Origin of the sequence: Gluconacetobacter dulcium, from assembly GCF_014174165.1 — a bacterium.
Lineage (GTDB): Bacteria > Pseudomonadota > Alphaproteobacteria > Acetobacterales > Acetobacteraceae > Gluconacetobacter > Gluconacetobacter dulcium.
Map to the genome: position 1 here is coordinate 26,373 of NZ_JABEQN010000032.1, position 22,447 is coordinate 48,819.

Here is a 22,447-nt window from a genome sequence, read left to right on the forward strand (position 1 = left end):
CAAAGCCTGATTGATGACCCCACCCTCCGCACAGATCGACGACGAAGCGGCAAGCTGGGTCATCCGGCAGGATTCAGACGCCCTTTCTCCTTCCGAGGCGCAGCAACTGTCCGCCTGGCTCCACGCGGACACGGCCCACGCCGAAGCCTATGCCAGGGCCTGCAAAGCCTGGGGCGCCATGGGTGCCCCCGCCGTAACCCGCGCGCTCGCCCGCCAGCCAACCGCGCCGCCCGTTTCCGCCGCGTCCCCTTCCGCCCCATCCCCACCGTCACGCGCCGCCCGTCCGCTCCTGCGCCGCCGGTACCAGGCCATGGCGCTCGCGGCATGCGTCGTCCTGGGCGTCTCCTTGCAGGGCCAGTCCGTCCTCATCTGGTGGCAGGCCAGCGCGCGCACGTCGGTCGGCGAAATCCGCACCATCACGCTGGCGGACGGCTCGCGCGTCCAACTGGACAGCGACAGCGCCATCGCGGTCGACGACACGCCCGGCCAGCGCCGCATCCGCCTGCTGAAGGGCGAGGCCGCCTTCACCGTCGCGCCCGACCCGTCCCGCCCCTTCACCGTCGCGGCCGCCCAGGGCACGACAACGGCCCTCGGCACCCGCTTCATCGTCAGGCGCGACGGCAGCCGGACCGACATCCTGGTCACGGAACATCGCGTCCACGTCGTCGCCCCGCACGAGGGCGGCCCTTCGGAGGAAGTGGTGCGCGAAGGCGAAGCCGCCACCTACGGCCCGGAAGGACTCTCGCCCCCTCATCAGGTGGATGTCGAAAGCGCGGCGGCCTGGACCCGCGATCGCCTGGTCTTCGTCGACCGCCCGCTCGGCGAGGTCATCGCCGAACTGTCCCGCTATCACCGGGGCTATATCCGCTTGGTCGGCACCGGGCTGCGCGACCTGCGCGTCAGCGGCTCCTTCGTGGCGACCGACCCGGTCGCCGCCATCGACACGCTGGGGCATTCAATGAACCTGCGCGTCACCAAACTCACCAACGCGCTGATTCTGATCAGAAAATAAAATAATCCAAAAAAATCCCGCACCGGCAGGTTCGCGTTCTCGCAGCCCAGGCGTCATCCAGATGAGAGGCATTTGCAACAAGCAACATGCCACCGCGTGATGTCCGATCCGAAGAGGCCAATCGAAAGCGATGTTCCCTACGACCATTGACCACCGGAAGGGCGGGCTCGGAAGCCTCGCGGCCTGCCTCCTGCTCGCCACCGCCTGCCTGCCCCCCGTCGCGGCGCATGCCGCCCCCGCCGCCCAGGCCGCAAGCCGTCAAAGCTACAATATCCCCGCCGGCCCACTTGCCATCGCCCTCAACCGTTTCAGCGAAACAAGCAATATCCAGCTTGTGTATGATGCGTCCCTGACGCGCAACCTGCCCTCGCCAGGCCTCAGGGGAACGATGACCCCCGCCGAGGCCCTGTCCCGCCTCCTCACCGGCAGCGGCCTGTCCTACAATTTCACCGATGGCCGAACGGTCGTTCTCGCCAGGGCTGGTTCGGCCATCACGCTCGGCCCCGTCCGGGTGGGCGGAACCGTCGCACGTCAGGACCCGACCGGCCCCGGTGTCGGCTACGTGGCCGAAAACACCATGGCAGGCACCAAGACCAACACGTCACTCATGGAGATTCCCAATTCCATCCATATCGTGACGAAACAGCAGATGCAGGACCAGCAGCCCCAGAACGTGCTCGAAGCCTTGCGCTACAGCACAGGCGTCTATTCCGAATCTTTCGGAAGTTTTTCGGTCGGCGCCGCGATGGGCGGAAGCGGCATCAAGCAGCGCGGCTTCGCGGCGAGCGAGTATGTCGACGGGCTGTTGAGCACATCCTATGCAGCAGGCGAGACGAGTTTTCTCGAACGGATCGAAGCCGTCAACGGTCCGGCATCGGTCATGTACGGCCAGAACGCCCCCGGCGGCCTGATCACGATGAGCCTGAAGAAACCAACCGCCACGCCGCTTCACCAGGTCAGTCTGGGCTTCGGCAACTGGAACCGGTACGAGGCAACCGTCGATGTCAGCGACAGGGTGACGAAATCGGGCAATGTCCGCTACCGCATCGCGGCGATCGGCAACACCCAGGACCAACAGACGGATTACGTGCATTACCAGCGGGTGGCCGTCCTGCCGTCGGTGACGTGGGATATAGACAGGGATACGTCCATGACCCTGATCGGTTCCTACAACTACACGCCCGACACCGGCACCAATCCCGGCGCGCAATATCCGCAGCGCGGCACCCTGATCACCGACGGCTACAGAAGAATCTCGCGCCACACATTCGCGGGTCTGCGAAATTTCAACGAACAGAGCGTCAAGGATGCCATGTTCGAATATCAGTTCCAGCACAGGTTCAGCCGATACCTGAATTTCAGCCAGATCCTGCGCTGGGAAAAAAGCATCAGCGACGACAGGGATTCCTACGACAACGGCAATGTCGATCTCTCCCGCCCAAACCTGCAATATTATCGGCCGGAGATCCGCGCCTACTCGTCGGAAGGTGTGGCGTTCGATACCCGGTTCGATGGTCGCTTCGACACCGGACCGGTCGCCCATACCTGGGTCGTCGGCTCCGATTTCCGACACTACGACAATCCGCAGAAGAACGTCATCGCGGCATCCGACGTGATCATCGACCTGTACGATCCGCAGGCCACGCATGTCACGCCATGCATGGACACCAGCCCGTCTTCCGGATGCCGCGTCCGAGGTTATGATGGCACCTGGAGCTATTTCCAGGAAGGTGTGTATTTCCAGGATCAGATGAAGTGGAAAAGACTGTCCGTCATTCTCGGCGGCCGCGAAGACTGGTTCAATTCCTCGACCAATTCATACAGCTATCTGGCCCGTTCACGAAGACAGACATCGATCTCCCAGGCAGCCTTCACCTGGCGCGCCGGGCTGGTCTACCAGTTCGATTTCGGCCTGGCCCCCTATTTCAGCTATGCCACGTCCTTCACGCCGCAGACCTCGACCGACTGGCAGGGGAAGCTTTTTCCGCCCTTGTCGGGAAAGCAACTCGAAGCCGGCATGAAATACAAGGTCCCCGGTCGCGACATCCTTCTGACGGCGGCCGCATACCGTATCGACGAAGACCATTACCTGATCAGCGATCTGATCCATACGGGCTATAGTGACGACGCGGGCCGCGTCCGCTCGCAGGGGTTCGAGCTCTCGGCAAATGCCAACGTGACAAAAGACCTCCGGGTGATCGCGTCATACAGTTTCGCGGATGTTCGCTTCAACAAGAACAATCTCTTCGCCCGCAAGACCGATCCCTACACCGGCGCCTCTGGCGCCCTGACGGCGGAAGCCGGAAAATTCGTTCCGCAGATTCCCCGCAACATGTTTTCCGTGTTCGCCGATTACACAATTCCTTCGACGATCATGAAGGGCCTGGGGTTCAACTGGGGCCTGCGCTATGTCGGCTCCACCTACGCCACCAATGTCGAATCCTACAAGATTCCGTCGTATATTCTCTTCGACGTCGGCGCGCATTACGACCTCGGGGCTACGACCCCGCTGCTGCGTGGTCTCAAGGCCCAACTCGCCATGTCCAATCTGACAAACGCCTATTACGTCACGGCATGCGGAAACTTCAGTTGCTATCTCGGCCAGGGCCGGCGTGTTTATGGAAACCTGACCTACAATTGGTAACCATGTTGCTACCTCGAAGGTTCCCCGAAAATATGGGCCGCGCTCGGCAGAAGTTTCCCCGATAACGATAAAGGCCAGAAACGGCTCTCGCGCCATCCCGGCGGTACAGGCAAGGGCCTTGTCCGTGCCTGCCGGAATCGACGCGAGCAGTTCGTTGAGGCTCTTCCGCATCACAGGGCGACACAATCAGCAGAGGATGCGTGTCCGAAGGGGAGGGTTTGATGTCGCCGGCGTCAACAGGTCGCCCCGTATGCCCAGCGCATCCTGCAACCGCTCCTGCAAGCCGCCCAGGTCGAACCCAGCACTGGCATCCGCCGGATTCAGGATGGTCCGGCTCGATGGCGGGTGAAAATTCACGGGCACCGCATTATGCCCGCCCCGGCGTCAAACCGGCAGAGCGTCGCGGGCGCTACGACCCGAGAGTCTCTTCCCCATCATCGAAAACATCCTCGATATGCAGCGCGAAGAAGCGGGCCAGCTTGAACGCCAGCGGCAGGCTGGGGTCATAGCGCCCGGCCTCGATGGCATTGATGGTCTGGCGCGACACGTTCAACGCACTGCCAAGTGCTTCCTGCGACAGGCCCCGCGCCGTGCGCAGGGCGCGGATGTTGTTGTTCATCGGTAGCGCCGCGTGGCCACGGCCATTCCAAGCGACCACAGAACGGCCATGACGCTCCACACGAAAAACATCGAGACCTTCGCAAAACCGACGGTTTCCAGAAACCCGTACGAAAAGGTCACGATCGCGGTGCCGGCAAAGGCAAAGCCAAGCGCCTCGAACTGAATCCGGCGCTGCAATTCATCCATCCGGTGGAACTGCCGCACGATCACCCAGCACATCCCGCTACCGGGCACCATCGGGATCAACGCCGCGATCGGCTTTCCGATGCCGGTCGCAATCCCGTCATTCAGCAGCAGCATCGAGAGCCTGATGGCCAGCACATAGAGCGCGAGGCACACGCCAAGCTCGATCAGATACCGTCTTTTCGACTTCAACCGCGACATCAGGTCCCACATCAATCCCTCCTTATGTAAAGCACGCTTTACATTTCTATCGGCGGCCGACGAACGGTGTCAAGCACGCTTTACATCGCGCCGATCCCCGTTTCGTGACCACCCGCCCGGCCCGACGTGCTGGCATTTAATAGACGATCGGTCTAATAATGCCCCATGGACGCCACCACACCCCCCCGTCGGCGCGGCCGCCCGCCCCGCGCACCAGACAGCCACGCGCAGACGCGCGAGCATCTGGTCCGCGCCGGTGTCGCGGCGTTGACCGAACAGGGCTTCACGGCCACCGGACTCGACGGCCTGCTGCGCGCGGCCGGCGTGCCGAAAGGCTCATTCTATTATTATTTCGAGAGCAAGGAGGCATTCGGCCTGGAACTGATCGCCCGCTACGATGCTTATTTCACAGCCAAGCTGGAACATTGGCTGGGCGACGTCCAATTTCCCCCCATGCGGCGGCTGCGCCATTTCGTGGCCGACGCGGCCGCCGGCATGGCCCGGCACGATTTCCGGCGCGGCTGCCTCATCGGCAATCTGGGGCAGGAACTGGCGGTACTGCCCGACACCTATCGCCAGGCCCTCTCGGCTGTACTGGCGTCATGGGAAACCCGGCTGGCCACCTGCCTGGCCGATCAGTACGGGCAGGACGCCGCCCGCCGCTACGCGGCCTTCTTCTGGACCGGCTGGGAAGGTGCGGTGCTGCGCGCCCGGCTGGAACGCTCACCCCGCCCGCTTCACCTGTTTCTGGATGGATTCGAGGCCATGGTCGGGCAGTGACGCCCGGCCGGCCGAAAGGAGATCAGACGATGTTCGATGCCGCGATAATCGAAAAATCCGCCGACGGCGCACAGACGGTCCATGTCGGCCCGGTCGATGACGCGCGCCTGCCCGATGGCGACGTCACGGTGCGCGTCGAATGGTCGACGCTGAATTACAAGGACGCGCTGGCCATCACCGGGCGCGGCCCGATCGTGCGGCAATTCCCCATGGTCCCCGGCATCGACTTCGCCGGGGTGGTCGAAACCTCGTCCCGCGCCGACCTCCCGCCCGGCACGCGGGTGGTGCTGAACGGCTGGGGCGTGGGCGAGCGCTGGTGGGGCGGCCTGGCCGGCAGGGCGCGGGTCAAGGGCGAATGGCTGGTCAAACTGCCCGACGCATTCACCACGCGGCAGGCCATGGCCATCGGCACCGCCGGCTACACCGCCATGCTGTGCGTCATGGCGCTGGAACGGCAGGGCCTCACCCGGGCGCACGGCCCGGTCGTGGTCACCGGGGCCGCCGGCGGGGTGGGCAGCGTCGCCGTCATGCTGCTGGCCCGGCTGGGCTACCACGTCGCCGCCGTCACCGGCCGACCGGAGGAGGAAGATTATCTGCGCGGCCTCGGCGCGGCCGAAATCCTGCCGCGCGCCGATTTCTCCAGCCCCGGCCGCCCGCTGGAAAAGGCGCGCTGGGCCGGCGCGGTCGATGTCGCGGGCGGCGTGGTGCTGGCCAATATCTGCGCGGCGATGCTGCCCGAAGGCGTGGTGACGGCCTGCGGCCTCGCGGCGGGCATGGACTTTCCCGCCACGGTCGCCCCCTTCATCCTGCGCGGCGTCACGCTGGTGGGCATCGACAGCGTCATGTGCCCCTATCCCCGCAGGCTGGAAGCCTGGCGCCGCCTGGCCGAACTGATCGACCCGGAGAAGCTGGAGGCGATGGTCAGTGAAATCGCGCTGGCTGACGTGCCGCAAACCGCAGCGGCGCTGCTCGAAGGCGGGGTACGCGGCCGCGTCGTCGTCCACGTACCCTGATGCGCCCCTGATAGGCCCCTTGATAGGCTCCTGATAGGCCGATGGCGCGCCGTTACTCCGGCGCGCCGTCAAGCTGTGCGTGAAAGCGCGGCCCGGCAAACGTCGCCAGCAGCGCGATGGCGCAGCCCGCGCCCCCCACCACGATCATCAGCGCGGGCGCCAGGTCGCCGCCCAGCCCCAGCGCGATCCGGTGCTGGATCAGCCCGGTGCTGGCCGCGATCAGGTTCCCGCACTGATAGGCCACGCCGGGGAAGGTGGCGCGCACGTCAGAGGGCGAAAGTTCGTTCAGATACGCCGGCACCACACCCCAGGCGCCCTGGATGCAGAACTGGATCAGCACCGCCCCCACGGCAATCCATAGCGGCGTGGCCGAAAGCGCCCACAGCGGCAGCAGCGGCAGCGCCAGTACCGCGGCCAGCGCAATGGCCCGCGCGCGCCCGATCCGCTCCGACAGCGCGCCGAAGCACAGCCCGCCCGCGATGGCGGCGAGGTTATACAGCACCACGATCACGGTAATGGTCGGGTGCGGCAAATGCCGTTGCAGGGCCAGGAAGATTTTCGGAAACAGGTCCTGCGACCCATGGCTGAAGAAATTGAACGCCGCCATCAGGCACACGGCATACACCACCAGCCCCCGGTAACGCCGCAGCACCGACAGCATGGACGGCTTCGCCGCGCGCGGCATCCCGGCCATCCGCTGCTGGCTGGCCAGCCACACCGGGCTTTCCTTCACGTAAAGCGCGACATAGATCACCGAAAGCCCGGTCGAGGCCCCCAGCACGAACAGTCCCTGCCACCCCAGCGCCGGCAGCAGCAGGAACATCAGCGACGCCAGCAGGTAGCCCGCCGGATACCCGGCCTGGAGCAGCCCCGATGCCGTGCCGCGCCAGTGCGGCGGCACGGTCTCCATGGTCAGCGAGGTCCCCACGCCCCATTCCCCGCCCAGCGCCACGCCGAACAGCAGCCGCAGCGCGAGAAAGATCGTCAGGTTCGGCGCGAAGGCCGAAAGCAGTTCGATGGTCGAATAGGTCACGATCGTCGCCATCAGGATCGGGCGGCGACCGTACCGGTCGGCGGCCCGGCCGAACAGATACGCCCCGACCGGCCGGCTGATGAGCGTCAGCGTCGGCGCCAGCAGGATCGCCTCCAGCGAGGTCGCAAAGCTCTGGGCCACATTATCCAGCGTAAACAGCACGATGAAGAAATCGCAGGCATCCAGCGTCCAGCCCAGAAAGCACGCGGCGATAATATGCCGGGCGTCGCTCGGGCTGCGCAGCGGCGGGGCCGCGCCGGTCGGGGGCAGGGGGGTCATCATCGGGACGGTTCCTTATTGCTTTTCTCCGTTCTAGCGGCAACTGGCCCCGATGGCAGGGGGGAACCGGCCCCGAAGGAAAAATGCCCGCTGCCCACCGTCCGGTCCCGATCGGCGAGGCGGCGAAAAGTTCGCATCACGAGTTCGCATTTCTCGCCGAACTGGCAGGATTCTTTCGAATCAATCACTTTATCGTGATAGTTGTTCCCTGGCCCTTCGCCGTCGTTAGATTTTTTCAGAGGCCCGATCGGGCGCCTTCCTTTCCTCCTGACCAAGAAGGGTACGCGGCATGCACCGTCACCAGCAGGAACAGGAGCCATCGGGTCCGATCCGCGTGCTCTCCGTGGCATCGGAAATGTTCCCCTTCGTCAAGACGGGCGGACTGGGCGACGTGGTGGGCTCCCTGCCGGCGGCGCTGCACACCGAGGGCGTGCTGGTCACCACCCTGCTGCCCGGCTACCCGGCGGTGCTGGACGCGCTGGAAGGTCCGGTGCGCGTGGCCGAGATGTCGCCGCTGCCGGGGGTCGAAATCGCGTTGCTCGAAGGCTACGCGGCCGGCCATCGCCTGCTGGTCATCGACTGTCCCTCCCTGTTCCGGCGCAAGGGCAATCCCTACCTGGCGCCCGACGGCACCGACTGGCCCGATAACGGGTTGCGCTTCGCCTGCCTGTCCCGCGTCGCGGCCAGTCTCGCGCAGGGGCATGTGCCCGGCCGCCGGCCCGATCTGGTCATGACGCATGACTGGCAGGCCGGCCTTACGGGCGCCTATCTGCATTATGACGGCCAGCCGGCCGCCTCGGTGGTGCAGACCATCCACAATCTCGCCTTCCAGGGCCGCTTCCCGGCGGCGGATCTCGCTCGGTTCGGCCTGCCGCCTCATGCGTTCTCGATCGACGGCGTGGAATGCTACGGCGCGGTCGGGTTCCTCAAGGCGGGCCTGCTCTTCGCCGAGCGCATCATCACGGTTTCGCCGACTTACGCGCGCGAAATCCAGTCCCCCGAATGGGGCATGGGGCTGGACGGCCTGCTGCGCAGCCGGGCGGACCGCCTGCGCGGCATTCTCAACGGCATCGACACCAACGACTGGAATCCCGAAACCGACCCATCGGTCCTCTTCCCCTACCAGGTGGGCGATCTGGCGGGCCGCCGGCCCAACAAGCGCGCCTTCCAGGCGGAATTCGGCCTGCGGCAGGACCCGAACGTCTTCCTGCTGGGTCTGGTCAGCCGCCTGACGGGCCAGAAGGGCGTGGATATCCTCGCCGATATCATCCCCCATATTCTCGACGACCAGACACAGCTCGTGGTGGTCGGCAGCGGCGAGGTCGGGATGGAGCGCGCCCTGGCCCGGCTGTCCCGCCAGTATCCCGACCGGCTGGCCTGCCATATCGGCTATAGCGAGCAGCTTGGCCACCGCATCCAGGCCTCGGCGGACGCCCTGCTGGTGCCCTCGCGCTTCGAACCGTGCGGCCTGACCCAGCTCTGCGCCGTGCGCTATGGCTGCGTGCCCATCGCCTCGCGCGTCGGCGGTCTGGCCGACACCATCATCGACGCCAACGAGGCCGCGATGGCCAGCGATGTCGCGACCGGATTCCTGTTCTCCCCGGTCGATGGCGAGACGCTGGCCGGCGCCATCCGCCGCGCCGCCACGCTGTACCGCCAGCCGGCGCGCTGGGCGGGCCTGCAACGCAACGGCGCGCGCTACGATGTCTCGTGGGGGCGCAAGGCGCAGGAATATGCCCGACTTTTCCGCCGCGTCCTCGGCCGCGCGGAAGTCGGCATGACCGAATTCGACCAGTCCTCGATGCGCCGCCGCCCGCCACTCGCCGGCCCGACCGGCCCGGCCCATTCCGCGCGCAATGCGCGGGCCAGCTACCAGGCGGCCCGGCGTGGGCGGGTCCGCGCCAACGATCCGTTCGGCCGCCCCGGCTGACGGCCCCGCGCCGTCCTCTACCCGGCATGACCGGCCGCCTGTCCGTGTGTTCGTCCGCCATTCTCCGCCTGCATCTCCTGCCCGCCGGAATCCCGCCTCATGAATGTTGCCTCGAACGAAAGTGTCTATTCCCTCCCGCCGGAAGCCGAAGACCTGCTGCGGGGCACCTGCCCCGACCCGTTCGCCATCCTCGGCCGCCAGCCGCACGGGCGGCTGGACATCGTGCGCGCCTTCTGCCCCGACGCGCGGGCGGTGCGTCTGGTGGTGCAACGCCCGCGCTCGGCCCCGATCGAGCGGGCGATGCGCCGGGTGGACGAACGCGGCCTGTATGTCGGCACCGTGCCCGCCGGCGCCCGCTACCGGCTCAAGATCGGCTGGGCCGATGGCTGGGAGGAAACCGAGGACCCGTATTCCTTCGGCCTGCTGCTGGGCGATCTCGACCTGCACCTGTTCGCGCGCGGCGACCATCGCGACCTGGACCGGGTGATGGGCGCCCAGCCGATGGTGATCGACGGCGTGGCCGGCGTGCGTTTCGCGGTCTGGGCGCCCAATGCCTTCCGCGTCTCGGTCATCGGCGATTTCAATGTCTGGGACGGCCGCCGCCACCCCATGCGCCTGCGCCACGAGGCGGGCATCTGGGAATTGTTCATCCCCCGCATCGGCCCCGGCGAGCGTTATAAATACGAAATCATCGACGCCGAACAGCGCCTGCTCCCCCCCAAGGCCGACCCCTACGCCCTGGCGGCCGAGCAACCCCCGGCCACCGCCTCCGTGGTGGCGGACACCTCCCCCTTCGCCTGGACCGACGAGGACTGGATGCAGGGCCGCGCCGGCCGGCAGGCCCACACCGCCCCGCTGTCGATCTACGAGGTGCATCTGGCCTCCTGGCGCCGGCCGGAGGGCGACCCCCACGGCATCCTGCGCTGGGCGGACCTGGAACGGACGCTGATTCCCTACGTTGTCGACATGGGGTTCACCCATATCGAACTGATGCCGGTCATGGAGCATCCCTTCGACGGATCATGGGGTTACCAGACATTGGGCTTGTACGCGCCGTCGGCCCGTTTCGGGGCGCCGCACCAGTTCGCCGCCTTCGTCGATGCCTGCCACCGCGCCGGCATCGGCGTCATCCTCGACTGGGTGCCGGCTCACTTCCCCGCCGACGCCCACGGCCTGGCCCATTTCGACGGCTCGTGCCTGTACGAGCACGCGGACCGGCGCGAGGGCTACCACCCAGACTGGCACACGCTGATCTACAATTTCGGCCGGAACGAGATCCGGGGCTTCCTCATCGGCAGCGCGCTCACCTGGCTGCGGCGCTACCATGTCGATGGGCTGCGGGTCGATGCCGTGGCCTCGATGCTCTACCGCGACTACAGCCGACGCGAGGGCGAATGGCTGGCCAACATCCATGGCGGCCGCGAGAATCTGGAGGCCGTCGCCTTCGTGCGCGACCTCAACGTGACCGTCGCCGAACTCTGCCCCCACACGCTCATGATCGCCGAGGAATCCACCGCCTGGCCCGGCGTAAGCTGGCCGGTGGCCGATGGCGGCCTGGGCTTTTCCTACAAATGGAACATGGGCTGGATGCACGACACCCTGGCCTATATGGGCCGCGACCCCATCTGGCGCCGCTACCATCATTCCGAAATCATGTTCGGCCTGCACTATGCTTTTTCGGAGCGTTTCATCCTGCCGCTGTCGCATGACGAGGTCGTGCACGGCAAGGGCTCGCTGCTGGAGCGCATGCCGGGCGACGACTGGCGCAAACATGCCGGCCTGCGCGCCTATTTCGCCTTCATGTGGGTGCATCCGGGCAAGAAACTGCTGTTCATGGGCGGCGAACTGGCCCAGCCGCACGAATGGCGGGCGGATGGCGAAATCGCGTGGTACCGGCTGGACCAGCCGGAGGGGCGGGGCATGCAGGCGCTGGTCCGCGACCTCAACCGCCTGCACCGCGCCATCCCGGCCCTCCACCGCGCCGACTGCACGCCCGACGGGTTCGAATGGCTGGTCGGGGACGATGTCGACAACGCGGTCTTCGTCTGGCTGCGCCGCGCGCCAGACGCCGCCCCGGTCCTGGTGGTATGCAACATGACGCCGGTGCCGCGCCCGGCCTACCGCGTGGGCGTGCCCGCTGGCGGCTACTGGCGCGAACTGCTCAATTCCGACGGTGGCGAATATGCGGGGTCAGGCATGGGCAATGGCGGCGGCGCAATGGCGGAACCCGAGCCCGCCCATGGCTGCACCCATTCCTGCGTCCTGGTTCTCCCCCCGCTCGCCGTCCTCTATCTCACGCCGGAGTGGGCTGTATGATGGTGTTCAAGGCCGGGCCTGAAGACGCAGGCCCACGCCCGCCCGCCGCCGGTGCCGGTTTCCAGACGGATTCCGCATCGTGATGCGCTTTCCCGCTCGCCTGACGCGCGGCGCCCCGGCGCCGCTGGGCGCCACATGGGACGGGCTGGGCGTCAATTTCGCGGTCTTCTCGGCCAACGCGCACCGGATCGACCTCTGCGTGTTCGATCACTCGGGCCGGCGCGAAGTCGCGCGGTTCGAACTGCCCGAGCGCACCGACGAAGTCTGGCACGGCTACCTGCCCGACGCCCGGCCCGGCATGCTCTACGGCTACCGCGCCTACGGCCCGTACGAACCGCTGCGCGGCCACCGCTTCAACCCGCACAAGCTGCTGGTCGATCCCTACGCCCGCGCGCTGCATGGCGCGCTGACGTGGTCGGACTCCCTGTTCGGCTACCGCGTCAACTCGCCGCGCGCCGACCTGTCGATCGACCGGCGCGACAGCGCGCCCGCGATGCCGAAAAGCGTCGTCACCAACGACGCTTTCAATTGGGGCGAAGACCGGCTGCCGCGCGTGCCGTGGGAACGCACGGTGATCATGGAAGCCCATGTGCGCGGCCTGTCGATGCGGCGCAACGACCTGATGCCGGTCGAACGCGGCACCTTCCGCGCCCTGTCCGACCCGCGCCTGATCGATCACCTGCTGCGCGTCGGCGTCACCACGCTGGAACTGATGCCGGTCCATTCCTTCGTCAAGGAGCGGTTCCTGGTCGAGCGCGGGCTGACGAATTACTGGGGCTACAACACGCTGTCCTTCTTCGCCCCCCAGGCCGCCTACCTGGCCGAAGGCTCCCCGCACGAGATCCGCACCGCCATCCGCCGCCTGCACGCGGCCGGCATCGAGGTCATCCTCGATGTGGTCTACAACCATACGTGCGAGGGCAACGAACTCGGCCCGACCCTGTGCTATCGCGGCCTGGACAACGCCGTCTATTACCGCCTGGTGCCGGAGGACGAACGCCACCTGATCAACGATACCGGCTGCGGCAATACGCTGAACCTGTCGCACCCCCGCGTGTTGCAGATGGTCATGGATTCCCTGCGTCACTGGGCGGTCGATTTCCATATCGACGGGTTCCGCTTCGATCTGTGCTCCACCCTGGGGCGCGAGAGCTACGGGTTCGACCCGTTCAGCGGCTTCTTCGACGTGTTGCGCCAGGACCCGGTCCTGTCCACCCGCAAGCTGATCGCCGAACCGTGGGATCCTGGGCCGGGCGGCTACCAGCTCGGCAACCATCCGCCGGGCTTCGCGGAATGGAACGACCGCTATCGCGACACGCTGCGTCGCTTCTGGCGGGGCGACGCGCTGACGCGCGGCGACATGGCGGCCCGTCTCGCCGGCTCGGCCGACATCTTCGACCGATGCGGGCGACGGCCCTGGGCATCGGTCAATTTCGTCACGGCGCATGACGGCTTCACGCTGATGGATCTGGTCAGCTACGATCATAAACATAACGACGCCAACGGCGAGAATAACCAGGACGGCCATTCCGACAATCTCGGCCGCAACTGGGGGGTGGAAGGCCCGACCGACGATCCGGCGATCCTGGCGGTGCGCGACCGGGTGCGCCGCGCCATTCTGGCCACGCTGTTCTTCTCGCAGGGCACGCCCATGCTGCTGGCGGGCGACGAATTCGGCCAGAGCCAGAACGGCAACAACAACGCCTACTGCCAGGACAACGCCACGTCCTGGCTGGACTGGCCGCTGGCCGCCACACCCGCCGGACAGGCGATGACCGCCTATGTCGGCCAACTGGCCGCCCTGCGCGCCGCCCACGCCTCGGTGCGCGGCCGCGGCTACCTGTACGGCAAGCGCGAAACAGCGCCGGGCCTGCTCGACATCGCCTGGTACGACGCCGAGGGCCACCCCATGACCTCCGACGCCTGGAACGACGAACATGGAAGAATATTGGGGCTTTTCCGCTCCAGCACCGATGACGGCCCCCCCGACAGCACCTATCTGATCATGAACACGGGCGACGAGGACCAGGACTGCATCCTGCCGCCGGTCTCGGGCGAATGGACGCTGCTGCTCGACAGTGCCGATCCCACGCGGACCGGCACCCGTTCGGACAGGCTGGCGCGCTGGACGGTCGGAGCCCACGCCGTGGCGCTGTTCGGCTTCACGCCGGATGGCCAGCATGCAAAGGGAACGGCCGATGCGTAAAACCCATGCGTTCTCGGGTCATTTCGGGGCGACCCTGCTCGCGCCGCAGCAGACGCGCTTCCGGTTCTGGGCACCGTCCTGCGCCAGCGTGTCGGTGGAAATCGAAGGCCATCCCCCGGTGCCGATGGCGCGCGATGCCGAGGGCTGGTTCGAGGCCACGGCCCCCTGCGGCGCCGGCGCGCTCTACCGCTACCGGCTCAACCCGCATCTGGCGGTGCCCGACCCGGCCTCCCGCGCCCAGCCGCGCGACGTGTCGGGGCCAAGCCAGGTGGTCGATCCCCGCGCCTATGCGTGGCAGGATGACGACTGGCGCGGCCTGCCGTGGGAACAGGCGGTCATCTACGAAATCCATGTCGGCGCGGCCGGCGGGTTTCGCGGCGTGCGCGCGCAGCTCGCCCGGCTCAAGGCGCTGGGGATAACGGCGGTGGAACTGATGCCGCTGTCGGAATTTCCCGGCGGCCGCAACTGGGGGTATGACGGCGTGCTGCCCTACGCGCCGGAATCGTCCTACGGCACGCCGGAGGACCTCAAGGCGCTGGTCGATCACGCCCACGCGCTGGGCATGATGATCTTTCTCGATGTCGTCTACAATCATTTCGGGCCGGAGGGCAATTTCCTCGCTGCCTACGCCGCCCCGTTCTTCCATGCCGGCCGGCCCACGCCGTGGGGCGACGCCATCGACTTCCGCCAGCCCGCCGTGCAGACGTATTTCGCCGAAAATGCCTTGTACTGGCTCATGGAATACCGGTTCGACGGCCTGCGCTTCGATGCGGTGCAGGCGATCGGCGAGCGCGACTGGCTGGTGGACCTGGCAGCCCACGTCCGCGCGCGGGTCGAGCCCGGCCGCCATGTGCATCTGATCCTGGAGAACGAGAACAACGATTCCGGCCTGCTGCGCGCGGGCTTCGACGCCCAGTGGAACGATGACGGGCACAACGCCCTGCATGTGCTGCTGACGGGCGAGGACGAGGGCTATTACGCCAATTTCGCCACCGACCCCGCCGGGCGGCTGGCGCGGGTGCTGGCCGAGGGCTTCGCCTTCCAGGGCGAGATGTTCCCCACCCTCGGTCATCCGCGCGGCATGGAAACGGGCGGCCTGCCCGCCACCGCCTTCGTCCTGTTCCTGCAAAATCACGACCAGATCGGCAACCGCGCGCTGGGCGAGCGGCTGACGGTGCTGGCCGCCCCTCAGGCCCTGCGCGCCGCCTACGGCCTGCTGCTGCTGTCCCCGCAGATCCCGATGCTGTTCATGGGCGAGGAATGGGGCTCCCGCCGGCCGTTCCTGTATTTCACCAGCCATCCGCCGATCCTGGGCGACATCGTGCGCGACGGCCGCCGCCGCGAATTCGCGGCCTTCGCCCATTTCAGCGACCCGGCCCGGCGCGAGACGATCCCCGACCCCAACGACCCCGCCACCTTCGCCGCCTCGATCCCGCCGCCGGACGAGGCCGAAACGCCGCAGGGGCAGGACTGGCTGGCCTTCTTCGCCAGCCTGCTGCGCCTGCGCCATGCCCGCATCACGCCGCGCCTGCGCGGCGCGCAGGGGCTGGGGGCACGGGTCGTCGGGCCGGGCGCGGTGGCCGCGCGCTGGCGCATGGCCGACGGCGCGATCCTGTCGGTCGGCCTCAATCTGGGCGCGGACACGGTCGATCTGCCGGACTGGGTCGCCGGCCCGGTCCTGTTCCAGTACCCGCCCGCCGCCGGCACCGGCGCCCGGCTGCCGCGCCACGCCGTCACGATCCATCTGGCCGAGCCCGCCCATGGATGACCGGACCCTGCGCGCGCGCGCCCGCAAGGCCGGGCTGGTCACGGTCTGGCAGGATGCCGCCGGCGCCTCGCATCGGGTCGGGCTCGATACGTTGCGCAGCCTGCTGCGCGTGCTCGAAGACGGCTCGATGCCCGAGGAAGGCGCATTGCCGCCGATGATCGTGGGGCAGGTCGGGGTCGCCACCGTGCTGCCGCTGCGACCGCTATCCCGCCAGACGGCGTTCCGGCTGGATTATGAGGATGGCGGCACGCTCGAAGGGCAGGCCGGCCGCTCGCGCGACGGCCGCGTGCGGCTGCCCGCCATCGCGCGGGTCGGCTATCACCGTCTGGACATCGCGGGCCGGCGCGTCGTGCTGGCCATCGCGCCCGCCCGCTGCCGCACGGTGGCCGATGCGACGGAGGGCGCGCGCGGCTGGGGCCTGTCGGTGCAGATCCCCGGCCTGCGCGCGCGGCACGATGGCGGCATCGGCCATTTCGGCGCGCTGGCCGACCTGGCGCGGCAGGCGGCGGCCGCCGGGGCCGATGCGCTGGCCATCAGCCCGGTCCATGCCATGTTCAGCGCATGCCCCACGCAGTTCAGCCCCTATTCCCCGTCCAGCCGGCTGTTCCTGAACGTGCTGCTGGCCGATATGCGAAGCTGGTTTTCCACGCATGATATCGGGGCGATGATGCGCCGGCTGCGCATCGCGCCGCAGGCCACGCACGCGCTGGAAGAGGCACCGCTGATCGACTGGCCGGCGGCGGCGGCGCTCCGGCTGCGCATGCTGCGCGGCCTGTATGACGAGCATATCCGCGATACCCCGCCGCCCGAACTGACGGCGTTCGTCGCCGCCCATGGCCCCGCGTTGCACCGTCACGCGGTGTTCGAGGCGCTTCAGGCGCATCAGCTCGGCCGTGGCCCGCGCGGCGGCAACTGGCGCGCGTGGCCCGCCCCCCTGCGCAACCCCGCCAGCCCCGAGGTCGCGCGCTTCGCGGCCGAGCGTCATCACGAGGTCGGTTTCCACCTGTTCCTGCAATGGCTGGCGGCGCGCGGCCTGCATGGCGCGGGCGAGGCCGCGCGCGCGGCGGGCATGCGCATCGGCCTGATCGCGGACCTGGCGGTGGGCACCGATCCGGGCGGCAGCCAGTGCTGGGCGAACCAGGACGATTTCCTGATCGGCGGGTCGGTCGGCGCGCCGCCCGACCCGCTCGGCCCGCTGGGGCAGAACTGGGGGCTGACCACCTTCTCCCCCGCCGCGCTGCGCGCCCACGGCTACAGCGCCTTCATCGACACGCTGCGCGCGACGCTGACGCGCCAGGGCGGCATCCGCATCGACCATGTCATGGGGCTGGAGCGGCTGTGGGTCATCCCCGAGGGCGCCTCGGCCGCCGACGGCGCCTATCTGTCCTTTCCGGGCCGCGACCTGATGCGGCTGGTGGCGCTGGAATCGCACCGGCACGACGCGGTGGTGATCGGCGAGGACCTGGGCACCGTGCCCGCGGGCTTCCGCACCCGTGCCGCGCAGCGTTCCATCATGGGCATGAACGTGCTGTGGTTCCAGCGCGACGCTCAGGGCATGTTCCTGCCGCCGGATCAATGGGGGGCGAACGACGTGGCCATGACGACGACGCACGACCTGCCGACGGTCGCCGGCTGGTGGCAGGCCACCGATATCGGCTGGCGCAAGACCCTGCGCCAGTTGCCGCGCGGCACCCGCGCCGAAGACGCGCTGGCCGCCCGCGCGCATGACCGCGCGGCCCTGTGGGCGGCGCTGCACCCGCCCGAGGCGCCAGAACTTCCCCCGGTCACGCCCGACGGCGCGGCCCAGGTGGTCGATGCGGCCACCCGCTTCGTCGGCGCGGCCGCGTCGCCGCTGGCCATCCTGCCGCTGGAAGACGCGCTGGGCCTGCCCGAGCAGCCCAACCTGCCCGGCACCGTCTCCGGCCATCCCAACTGGCAGCAGCGTTATCCGCCCGGCCCGCCGCTGCTGGCCCGGCCGGACGCCGCCCGCCGGCTGGACCTGCTGCGCACGGCACGGAGCCCGGCATGACAGGTGTCCGCGCAACCGTCCGCCTGCAATTCCACGCCGGCTTCACGCTCGACGACGCTGTGAAGCTGGTCGATTATTTCGCCGACCTGGGCATCAGCCATCTCTACGCCTCGCCGCTGCTGGCCGCCCGTCCGGGCTCGACCCACGGCTACGACACGCTCGATTACAGCCGTATCAACCCCGAACTGGGCGGCCGCGAAGCCCTGGCCCGGCTGGTGGCCCGATTGCGCGCGCGCGGCATGGGCCTGATCCTCGATATCGTACCCAACCACATGGCGGTCGGCGGCAGCGGCAATGCGTGGTGGGAGGACGTTCTGGCGTGGGGCCAGGCCAGCCGGTGCGCGCATATGTTCGACATCGACTGGAACCCGCCGGACGAAAGCCTGCGCGGCCGCGTCCTGCTGCCGTTCCTGGCCGAGCCCTATGGCGACTGCCTGGAAAACGGCACGCTGCGCCTGCGCCACGACGCGGCCGACGGCTCGTTCGCCTGCTGGCATTACGAGCATCGCTTCCCGATCTGCCCGGATCACTATGCCGACCTGTTCGCGGACGCCGACGGATCGCCGGACGCCGTCCTGGCGCGCATGGCGCCGGACAGCCCCGAGGGCCGGGCGCGCCTGCACGCGCTGCTGGAGCGTCAGCATTACCGGTTGGCCTGGTGGCGCACGGCCTCCGACCTGATCAACTGGCGCCGCTTCTTCGACATCACGACGCTGGCCGGCCTCAGCGTCGAACATCCCGACGTGTTCGACGCCGTGCACCGTACCGTCATCGACCTGTATGAAGACGGGCTGATCGACGGCGTGAGGGTGGATCACATCGACGGCCTCACCGACCCCCATGCCTACACCTCTCGCCTGCATCGCGCCTTGTCCGCCGCTGCCCCACGCCGCCCTCCCGAGGCCCCATCGCATACCCCCCTCTATGTGGAGAAGATTCTGGCGGCGGACGAAGCCCTGCCCGCCGACTGGCCGATCGACGGCACCACCGGCTACGACTTTCTGGAACAGGTCGACCTGCTGCTCCACGACCAGCGCGGCGCCGACGCGCTGGACGATCTGTGGGTCTGGGGCGCCGGCGGCGCCACCAGCTTCCGCGAGGAAGAACAGGCGGCACGCGAGGCGGTGCTGAACGGCACCCTGGCCGCCGATCTCGCCCGCCTGGTCCACGTCCTGTCCGGCCTCGCCCGCCGCGACCCGCGCGCCCGCGACTTCACGCCGCCCGCCTTGGACCGTGTGCTGCGCCAGATCCTGATCCGCTTTCCCGTCTACCGGACCTATGACGAAGACAGCGCGGTCCTGCACACCATCTGCCAGACCGTGCGCCCCACGCTGGTGCCCGCGCAGCAGCCGGTTCTGGACTGGCTGGAGCGTCAACTCGGCCCCGGCGGCCCCGCCGAAGCCATCGCCTGCTTCGTGCATCTGACAGCCCCGCTGGCCGCAAAATCGGTAGAAGATACAGGCTTCTACCGCTATGGCCGCCTGCTGTCGCGCAACGATGTCGGCACGCATCCCGGCCATTTCGGCGGCACGGTCGCCGCCTTTCACGCCGCCAATATCGCGCGTCAGCGCGACTGGCCCCGCGCCATGCTCGCCACCGCCACCCACGACCATAAACGCGGCGAGGACGCCCGCGCCCGCATCGCGGTGCTGTCCGAACTGGCGCAGGAATGGGTGCGCGTCGCCACCCGCTGGAGCGAGTTCAATGCGCCCTTGCGCCACCGTGTCGCCACCCGGTCCGGCCCCTGCACGGCACCCGACCGCGCCGACGAACTGATCCTCTACCAGACCCTGCTGGGCGCCTGGCCGATCGGCGACAGCCCGCTCGAACACAGGATCACCCCGGACTTCCACGACCGCATAGCCGCCTGGCAGGTCAAGGCGCTCCGCGAGGCCAAGCGTCACACAAGCTGGATCGACCCGGAACCCGCCTACGAGGAGGCTTGCGGCGCCTACCTCGCCGCCCTGCTATCCGCCCACCCCGAAAACCGCTTCCCCTGGATGGTCGATGCGTTCGCCAACCAGATCGCCCCCGCCGGCGCCCTCAACGGGCTGGCGCAGACGCTGCTGCGCCTGACCAGCCCCGGCGTGCCAGATCTCTACCAGGGCTGCGAGTTCTGGGATTTCAGCCTGGTCGATCCCGACAACCGCCGCCCGGTGGATTTCCCGGTCCGCATGGCGGCCCTGGCCGAAAGCGCGGATGTCGGGTCGCTGCTGCCGCACTGGCGCGACGGCAGAGTAAAACAGACGCTGATCGCGGCCGTACTGCGGTTCCGGGCCACTTATCCGGCCCTGTTTGCCGATGGCGCGTACCGTCCGGTCCGGGTCGCGGGCACGCGGCGGCAGCATCTGCTCGCCTTCACCCGCGTGACGGAAGGTACCACGATGCTGGTGGTCGCGCCGCGCCTGTCCGCTGCCCTGATGCCGGACCCGGCCAACCTGTCCTGCCCGGCGATGCTGTGGCGCGGCACGACGCTGGACTGGGACGATGCCCCCGCCGGGCCGTGGCGCTCGCTGCTCCACCCGGACCGCATCATCGACCGTGCGGCGATGCTGGACCTCGCCATGCTGGCCGGCGGAGCGCCGCTGGATGTGCTGGTATCCGGCTGAACGCCCGATGGCGGCAGTTCGGCCATCCTGCGGATATCGCACGGAAAGGCCGCTCCGTGCATGGGGCACGGTTCCCCTTTCAAAATAACTTCACTGTTTCTGGACCGGACTTTCCGCTGAGTGTCGCGCTGTCACAGCACTTTTTGGCCAAGGGGGGGAAGCCTTGTCGGAGACAACCATACCGCGCAGTCATTTTCTGCGTCCTAGAATGGAGAGTGGGGGAACCCCCGCGTTCAGGATATTCTTCCTGGCCGTGCTGGCGTGCGCGCTGGGTTTCGTCGGCTACAGCGTCCTGGCCGACGTGCGGGCGGCAGGCGGGAACGGACTGGCGATCGGGGCCTTCGCCCTGCTGGCGCTGGCGCTGCTGATCGCGCTGGGCTTCGAATTCGTCAACGGCTTCCACGACACGGCCAACGCGGTCGCGACCGTGATCTACACCAACAGCATGCCGCCCATGGTGGCTGTCGTATGGTCGGGCGTGTGGAACCTTCTGGGCGTGCTGGTCTCATCCGGTGCCGTCGCCTACAGCGTGGTCACGCTGCTGCCGGTCGAACTCATCCTCCAGGTCGGCAGCGGCGCGGGATATGCGATGATCTTCGCGCTCCTGATCGCCGCGATCGTATGGAACCTCGCGACCTGGGCGATGGGGGTGCCCAACAGTTCCTCGCACGCCCTGATCGGCTCGATCATGGGGGTGGGCATCGCCAACCAGTTGATGGCGCCCGCCGGGGCCGCCACCTACGGCGTCGACTGGTCGCAAGTGTCCAAGGTTTTCAGTGCGTTGCTGTTCAGCCCGCTCTGCGGCTTCGTACTCTCCATGGCGCTGTTCTGGCTGTTCCGCGTCCTCGTGCGCAACCGCACGCTGTTCGAGACCCCCGAAGGCCACAAGCCGCCCCCATTGTGGATTCGCGGCCTGCTGATCGGCACCTGCACCGGCGTTTCCTATTTCCACGGCGGCAATGACGGGCAGAAGGGCATGGGCCTGATCATGCTCATCCTGATCGGCGCCGCACCCACCGCCTACGCCCTCAACCGCGCGATGCCGGAAACCGCGATGCCGGCTTTCGTCCAGTCGGCCGGTGACGCCGCGGGCATCTTCCGCCATCACATGACGGGCACCGATGTCGATGATGTGGCGGCGGCCCGTGCGCGGGTAACGGCGGCACTGCGCGACCGGGCGGTTGCGGATGGACAGGTCTATGGCGCGCTGGCCGTGCTCTCCGACGACATCGCGAATTCGGTCAAGGGCTACCGCACCCTCAACGCCATCCCCGCCGCACAGGTGCCGAACGTCCGCACCGACATGTATCTGGTGTCGGATGCGATCCGCGTGCTGGGCAAGACCAATGCCTTCGCAGGAGCCGAGGCAGCCGGTCTGAAGGGCTTCATGGGGCAGCTCAACGCGGGCACGCGCTTCATCCCCACATGGGTCAAGGTTGCCGTCGCGGTAGCGCTGGGCCTGGGCACGATGGTCGGCTGGAAGCGTATCGTCGTCACCGTGGGCGAAAAGATCGGCAAGACGCATCTGAACTACGCACAGGGTGCCTCGGCGGAACTGGTCGCGATGGGGACGATCGGCCTGGCCGAGGGCTATGGCCTGCCGGTCTCCACCACCCATATCCTCTCCAGCGGCGTGGCGGGCACCATGGCGGCGGCGGGCTCGGGCCTGCAATGGCGGACGCTGCGTACCATGGCCATGGCCTGGGTGATCACCCCAATACTGTTCACTTAGAGGGTATAATGACGATATTGGGGCGATAGGGTGGAGGCCTGCCACGATGGCGACGAGGATAACGTGGTTTGAGCCGCTTGACGCCGCGGTG

General features: G+C 67.9%; 15 protein-coding genes. 11 read left to right on the forward strand and 4 right to left on the reverse strand.

Annotated features, from left to right (window positions below; all coding sequences use genetic code 11):
• Positions 1–13 precede the first annotated feature (13 nt).
• Together HLH25_RS18390 and HLH25_RS18395 are read left to right on the forward strand one after the other, a co-directional pair.
• Entirely contained in the window at positions 14–1,012 is a 999-nt protein-coding gene (locus tag HLH25_RS18390; RefSeq protein WP_182975459.1) for a FecR family protein, read from the forward strand.
• A 130-nt stretch (positions 1,013–1,142) separates the two neighbouring features.
• The gene (locus HLH25_RS18395; protein ID WP_182975460.1) at positions 1,143–3,656 is read left to right on the forward strand and encodes a TonB-dependent siderophore receptor; all 2,514 of its coding nucleotides are present in this window, start codon (positions 1,143–1,145) and stop codon (positions 3,654–3,656) included.
• Positions 3,657–3,842: 186 nt separating this feature from the next.
• Here HLH25_RS18395 and HLH25_RS18400 read toward each other — a convergent pair whose 3' ends face one another.
• Genes HLH25_RS18400 through HLH25_RS18410 form a run of 3 tightly spaced genes read right to left on the reverse strand, consistent with a single transcriptional unit; the run spans position 3,843 to position 4,673 of the window.
• The gene (locus HLH25_RS18400) at positions 3,843–4,019 is read right to left on the reverse strand and encodes a hypothetical protein (protein ID WP_182977205.1); all 177 of its coding nucleotides are present in this window, start codon (positions 4,017–4,019) and stop codon (positions 3,843–3,845) included.
• A gap of 46 nt (positions 4,020–4,065) precedes the next feature.
• Positions 4,066–4,275, reverse strand: coding sequence for a helix-turn-helix transcriptional regulator (locus HLH25_RS18405; protein WP_182975462.1), 210 nt, complete (start codon positions 4,273–4,275; stop codon positions 4,066–4,068).
• On the reverse strand, positions 4,272–4,673 hold the full coding sequence (locus HLH25_RS18410; protein ID WP_220791904.1) for a hypothetical protein: 402 nt from the start codon (positions 4,671–4,673) through the stop codon (positions 4,272–4,274). Before HLH25_RS18410 ends, HLH25_RS18405 begins: the two co-directional genes overlap by 4 nt.
• Before the next feature lie 153 nt (positions 4,674–4,826).
• Here HLH25_RS18410 and acuR point away from each other — a divergent pair, with 153 nt between their 5' ends.
• Together acuR and acuI are read left to right on the forward strand one after the other, a co-directional pair.
• Entirely contained in the window at positions 4,827–5,441 is a 615-nt protein-coding gene (gene acuR / locus HLH25_RS18415; protein WP_182975463.1) for an acrylate utilization transcriptional regulator AcuR, read from the forward strand.
• Between the two features lie 29 nt (positions 5,442–5,470).
• Positions 5,471–6,454: an acrylyl-CoA reductase (NADPH) gene (gene acuI / locus HLH25_RS18420; RefSeq protein ID WP_182975464.1), complete on the forward strand. Its 984-nt coding sequence runs from the start codon at positions 5,471–5,473 to the stop codon at positions 6,452–6,454.
• 52 nt (positions 6,455–6,506) lie between these two features.
• On the opposite strand, the gene HLH25_RS18425 is transcribed toward acuI, so the two are convergent.
• Entirely contained in the window at positions 6,507–7,766 is a 1,260-nt protein-coding gene (locus tag HLH25_RS18425) for an MFS transporter (protein WP_375289006.1), read from the reverse strand.
• A 289-nt stretch (positions 7,767–8,055) separates the two neighbouring features.
• Here HLH25_RS18425 and glgA point away from each other — a divergent pair, with 289 nt between their 5' ends.
• From glgA to HLH25_RS18460, 7 genes are all read left to right on the forward strand, one after another.
• Positions 8,056–9,696, forward strand: coding sequence for a glycogen synthase GlgA (gene glgA, locus HLH25_RS18430; protein WP_182975466.1), 1,641 nt, complete (start codon positions 8,056–8,058; stop codon positions 9,694–9,696).
• Between the two features lie 99 nt (positions 9,697–9,795).
• On the forward strand, positions 9,796–12,012 hold the full coding sequence (gene glgB / locus HLH25_RS18435; RefSeq protein ID WP_182975467.1) for a 1,4-alpha-glucan branching protein GlgB: 2,217 nt from the start codon (positions 9,796–9,798) through the stop codon (positions 12,010–12,012).
• A gap of 79 nt (positions 12,013–12,091) precedes the next feature.
• On the forward strand, positions 12,092–14,218 hold the full coding sequence (gene glgX, locus HLH25_RS18440; protein WP_456305506.1) for a glycogen debranching protein GlgX: 2,127 nt from the start codon (positions 12,092–12,094) through the stop codon (positions 14,216–14,218).
• Complete coding sequence (gene treZ, locus HLH25_RS18445; protein ID WP_182975468.1) at positions 14,211–15,986, forward strand: malto-oligosyltrehalose trehalohydrolase; 1,776 nt, start codon at positions 14,211–14,213, stop codon at positions 15,984–15,986. The genes glgX and treZ overlap by 8 nt, the downstream gene beginning before the upstream one ends.
• Positions 15,979–18,015, forward strand: a complete 2,037-nt coding sequence (malQ, locus tag HLH25_RS18450) for a 4-alpha-glucanotransferase (protein WP_182975469.1) — start codon at positions 15,979–15,981, stop codon at positions 18,013–18,015. Before treZ ends, malQ begins: the two co-directional genes overlap by 8 nt.
• Positions 18,012–20,624 carry a malto-oligosyltrehalose synthase gene (gene treY, locus HLH25_RS18455; protein ID WP_182975470.1) on the forward strand — a complete coding sequence of 871 codons (2,613 nt, stop codon included), beginning with the start codon at positions 18,012–18,014 and terminating at the stop codon, positions 20,622–20,624. Before malQ ends, treY begins: the two co-directional genes overlap by 4 nt.
• A gap of 163 nt (positions 20,625–20,787) precedes the next feature.
• The gene (locus tag HLH25_RS18460; RefSeq protein WP_375289005.1) at positions 20,788–22,356 is read left to right on the forward strand and encodes an inorganic phosphate transporter; all 1,569 of its coding nucleotides are present in this window, start codon (positions 20,788–20,790) and stop codon (positions 22,354–22,356) included.
• Positions 22,357–22,447: the final 91 nt, after the last annotated feature.

Bases quoted from the DNA above. Each gene is read 5' to 3' on its own strand.
- malQ (WP_182975469.1), top strand. From the start codon at position 15,979: ATGGATGACCGGACCCTGCGCGCGCGCGCCCGCAAGGCCGGGCTGGTC.
- glgA (WP_182975466.1), top strand. From the start codon at position 8,056: ATGCACCGTCACCAGCAGGAACAGGAGCCATCGGGTCCGATCCGCGTG.
- treZ (WP_182975468.1), top strand. From the start codon at position 14,211: ATGCGTAAAACCCATGCGTTCTCGGGTCATTTCGGGGCGACCCTGCTC.
- HLH25_RS18425 (WP_375289006.1), bottom strand. From the start codon at position 7,766: ATGACCCCCCTGCCCCCGACCGGCGCGGCCCCGCCGCTGCGCAGCCCG.
- treY (WP_182975470.1), top strand. From the start codon at position 18,012: ATGACAGGTGTCCGCGCAACCGTCCGCCTGCAATTCCACGCCGGCTTC.
- acuR (WP_182975463.1), top strand. From the start codon at position 4,827: ATGGACGCCACCACACCCCCCCGTCGGCGCGGCCGCCCGCCCCGCGCA.
- HLH25_RS18410 (WP_220791904.1), bottom strand. From the start codon at position 4,673: ATGTGGGACCTGATGTCGCGGTTGAAGTCGAAAAGACGGTATCTGATC.
- HLH25_RS18405 (WP_182975462.1), bottom strand. From the start codon at position 4,275: ATGAACAACAACATCCGCGCCCTGCGCACGGCGCGGGGCCTGTCGCAG.
- HLH25_RS18390 (WP_182975459.1), top strand. From the start codon at position 14: ATGACCCCACCCTCCGCACAGATCGACGACGAAGCGGCAAGCTGGGTC.
- acuI (WP_182975464.1), top strand. From the start codon at position 5,471: ATGTTCGATGCCGCGATAATCGAAAAATCCGCCGACGGCGCACAGACG.
- HLH25_RS18395 (WP_182975460.1), top strand. From the start codon at position 1,143: ATGTTCCCTACGACCATTGACCACCGGAAGGGCGGGCTCGGAAGCCTC.
- glgB (WP_182975467.1), top strand. From the start codon at position 9,796: ATGAATGTTGCCTCGAACGAAAGTGTCTATTCCCTCCCGCCGGAAGCC.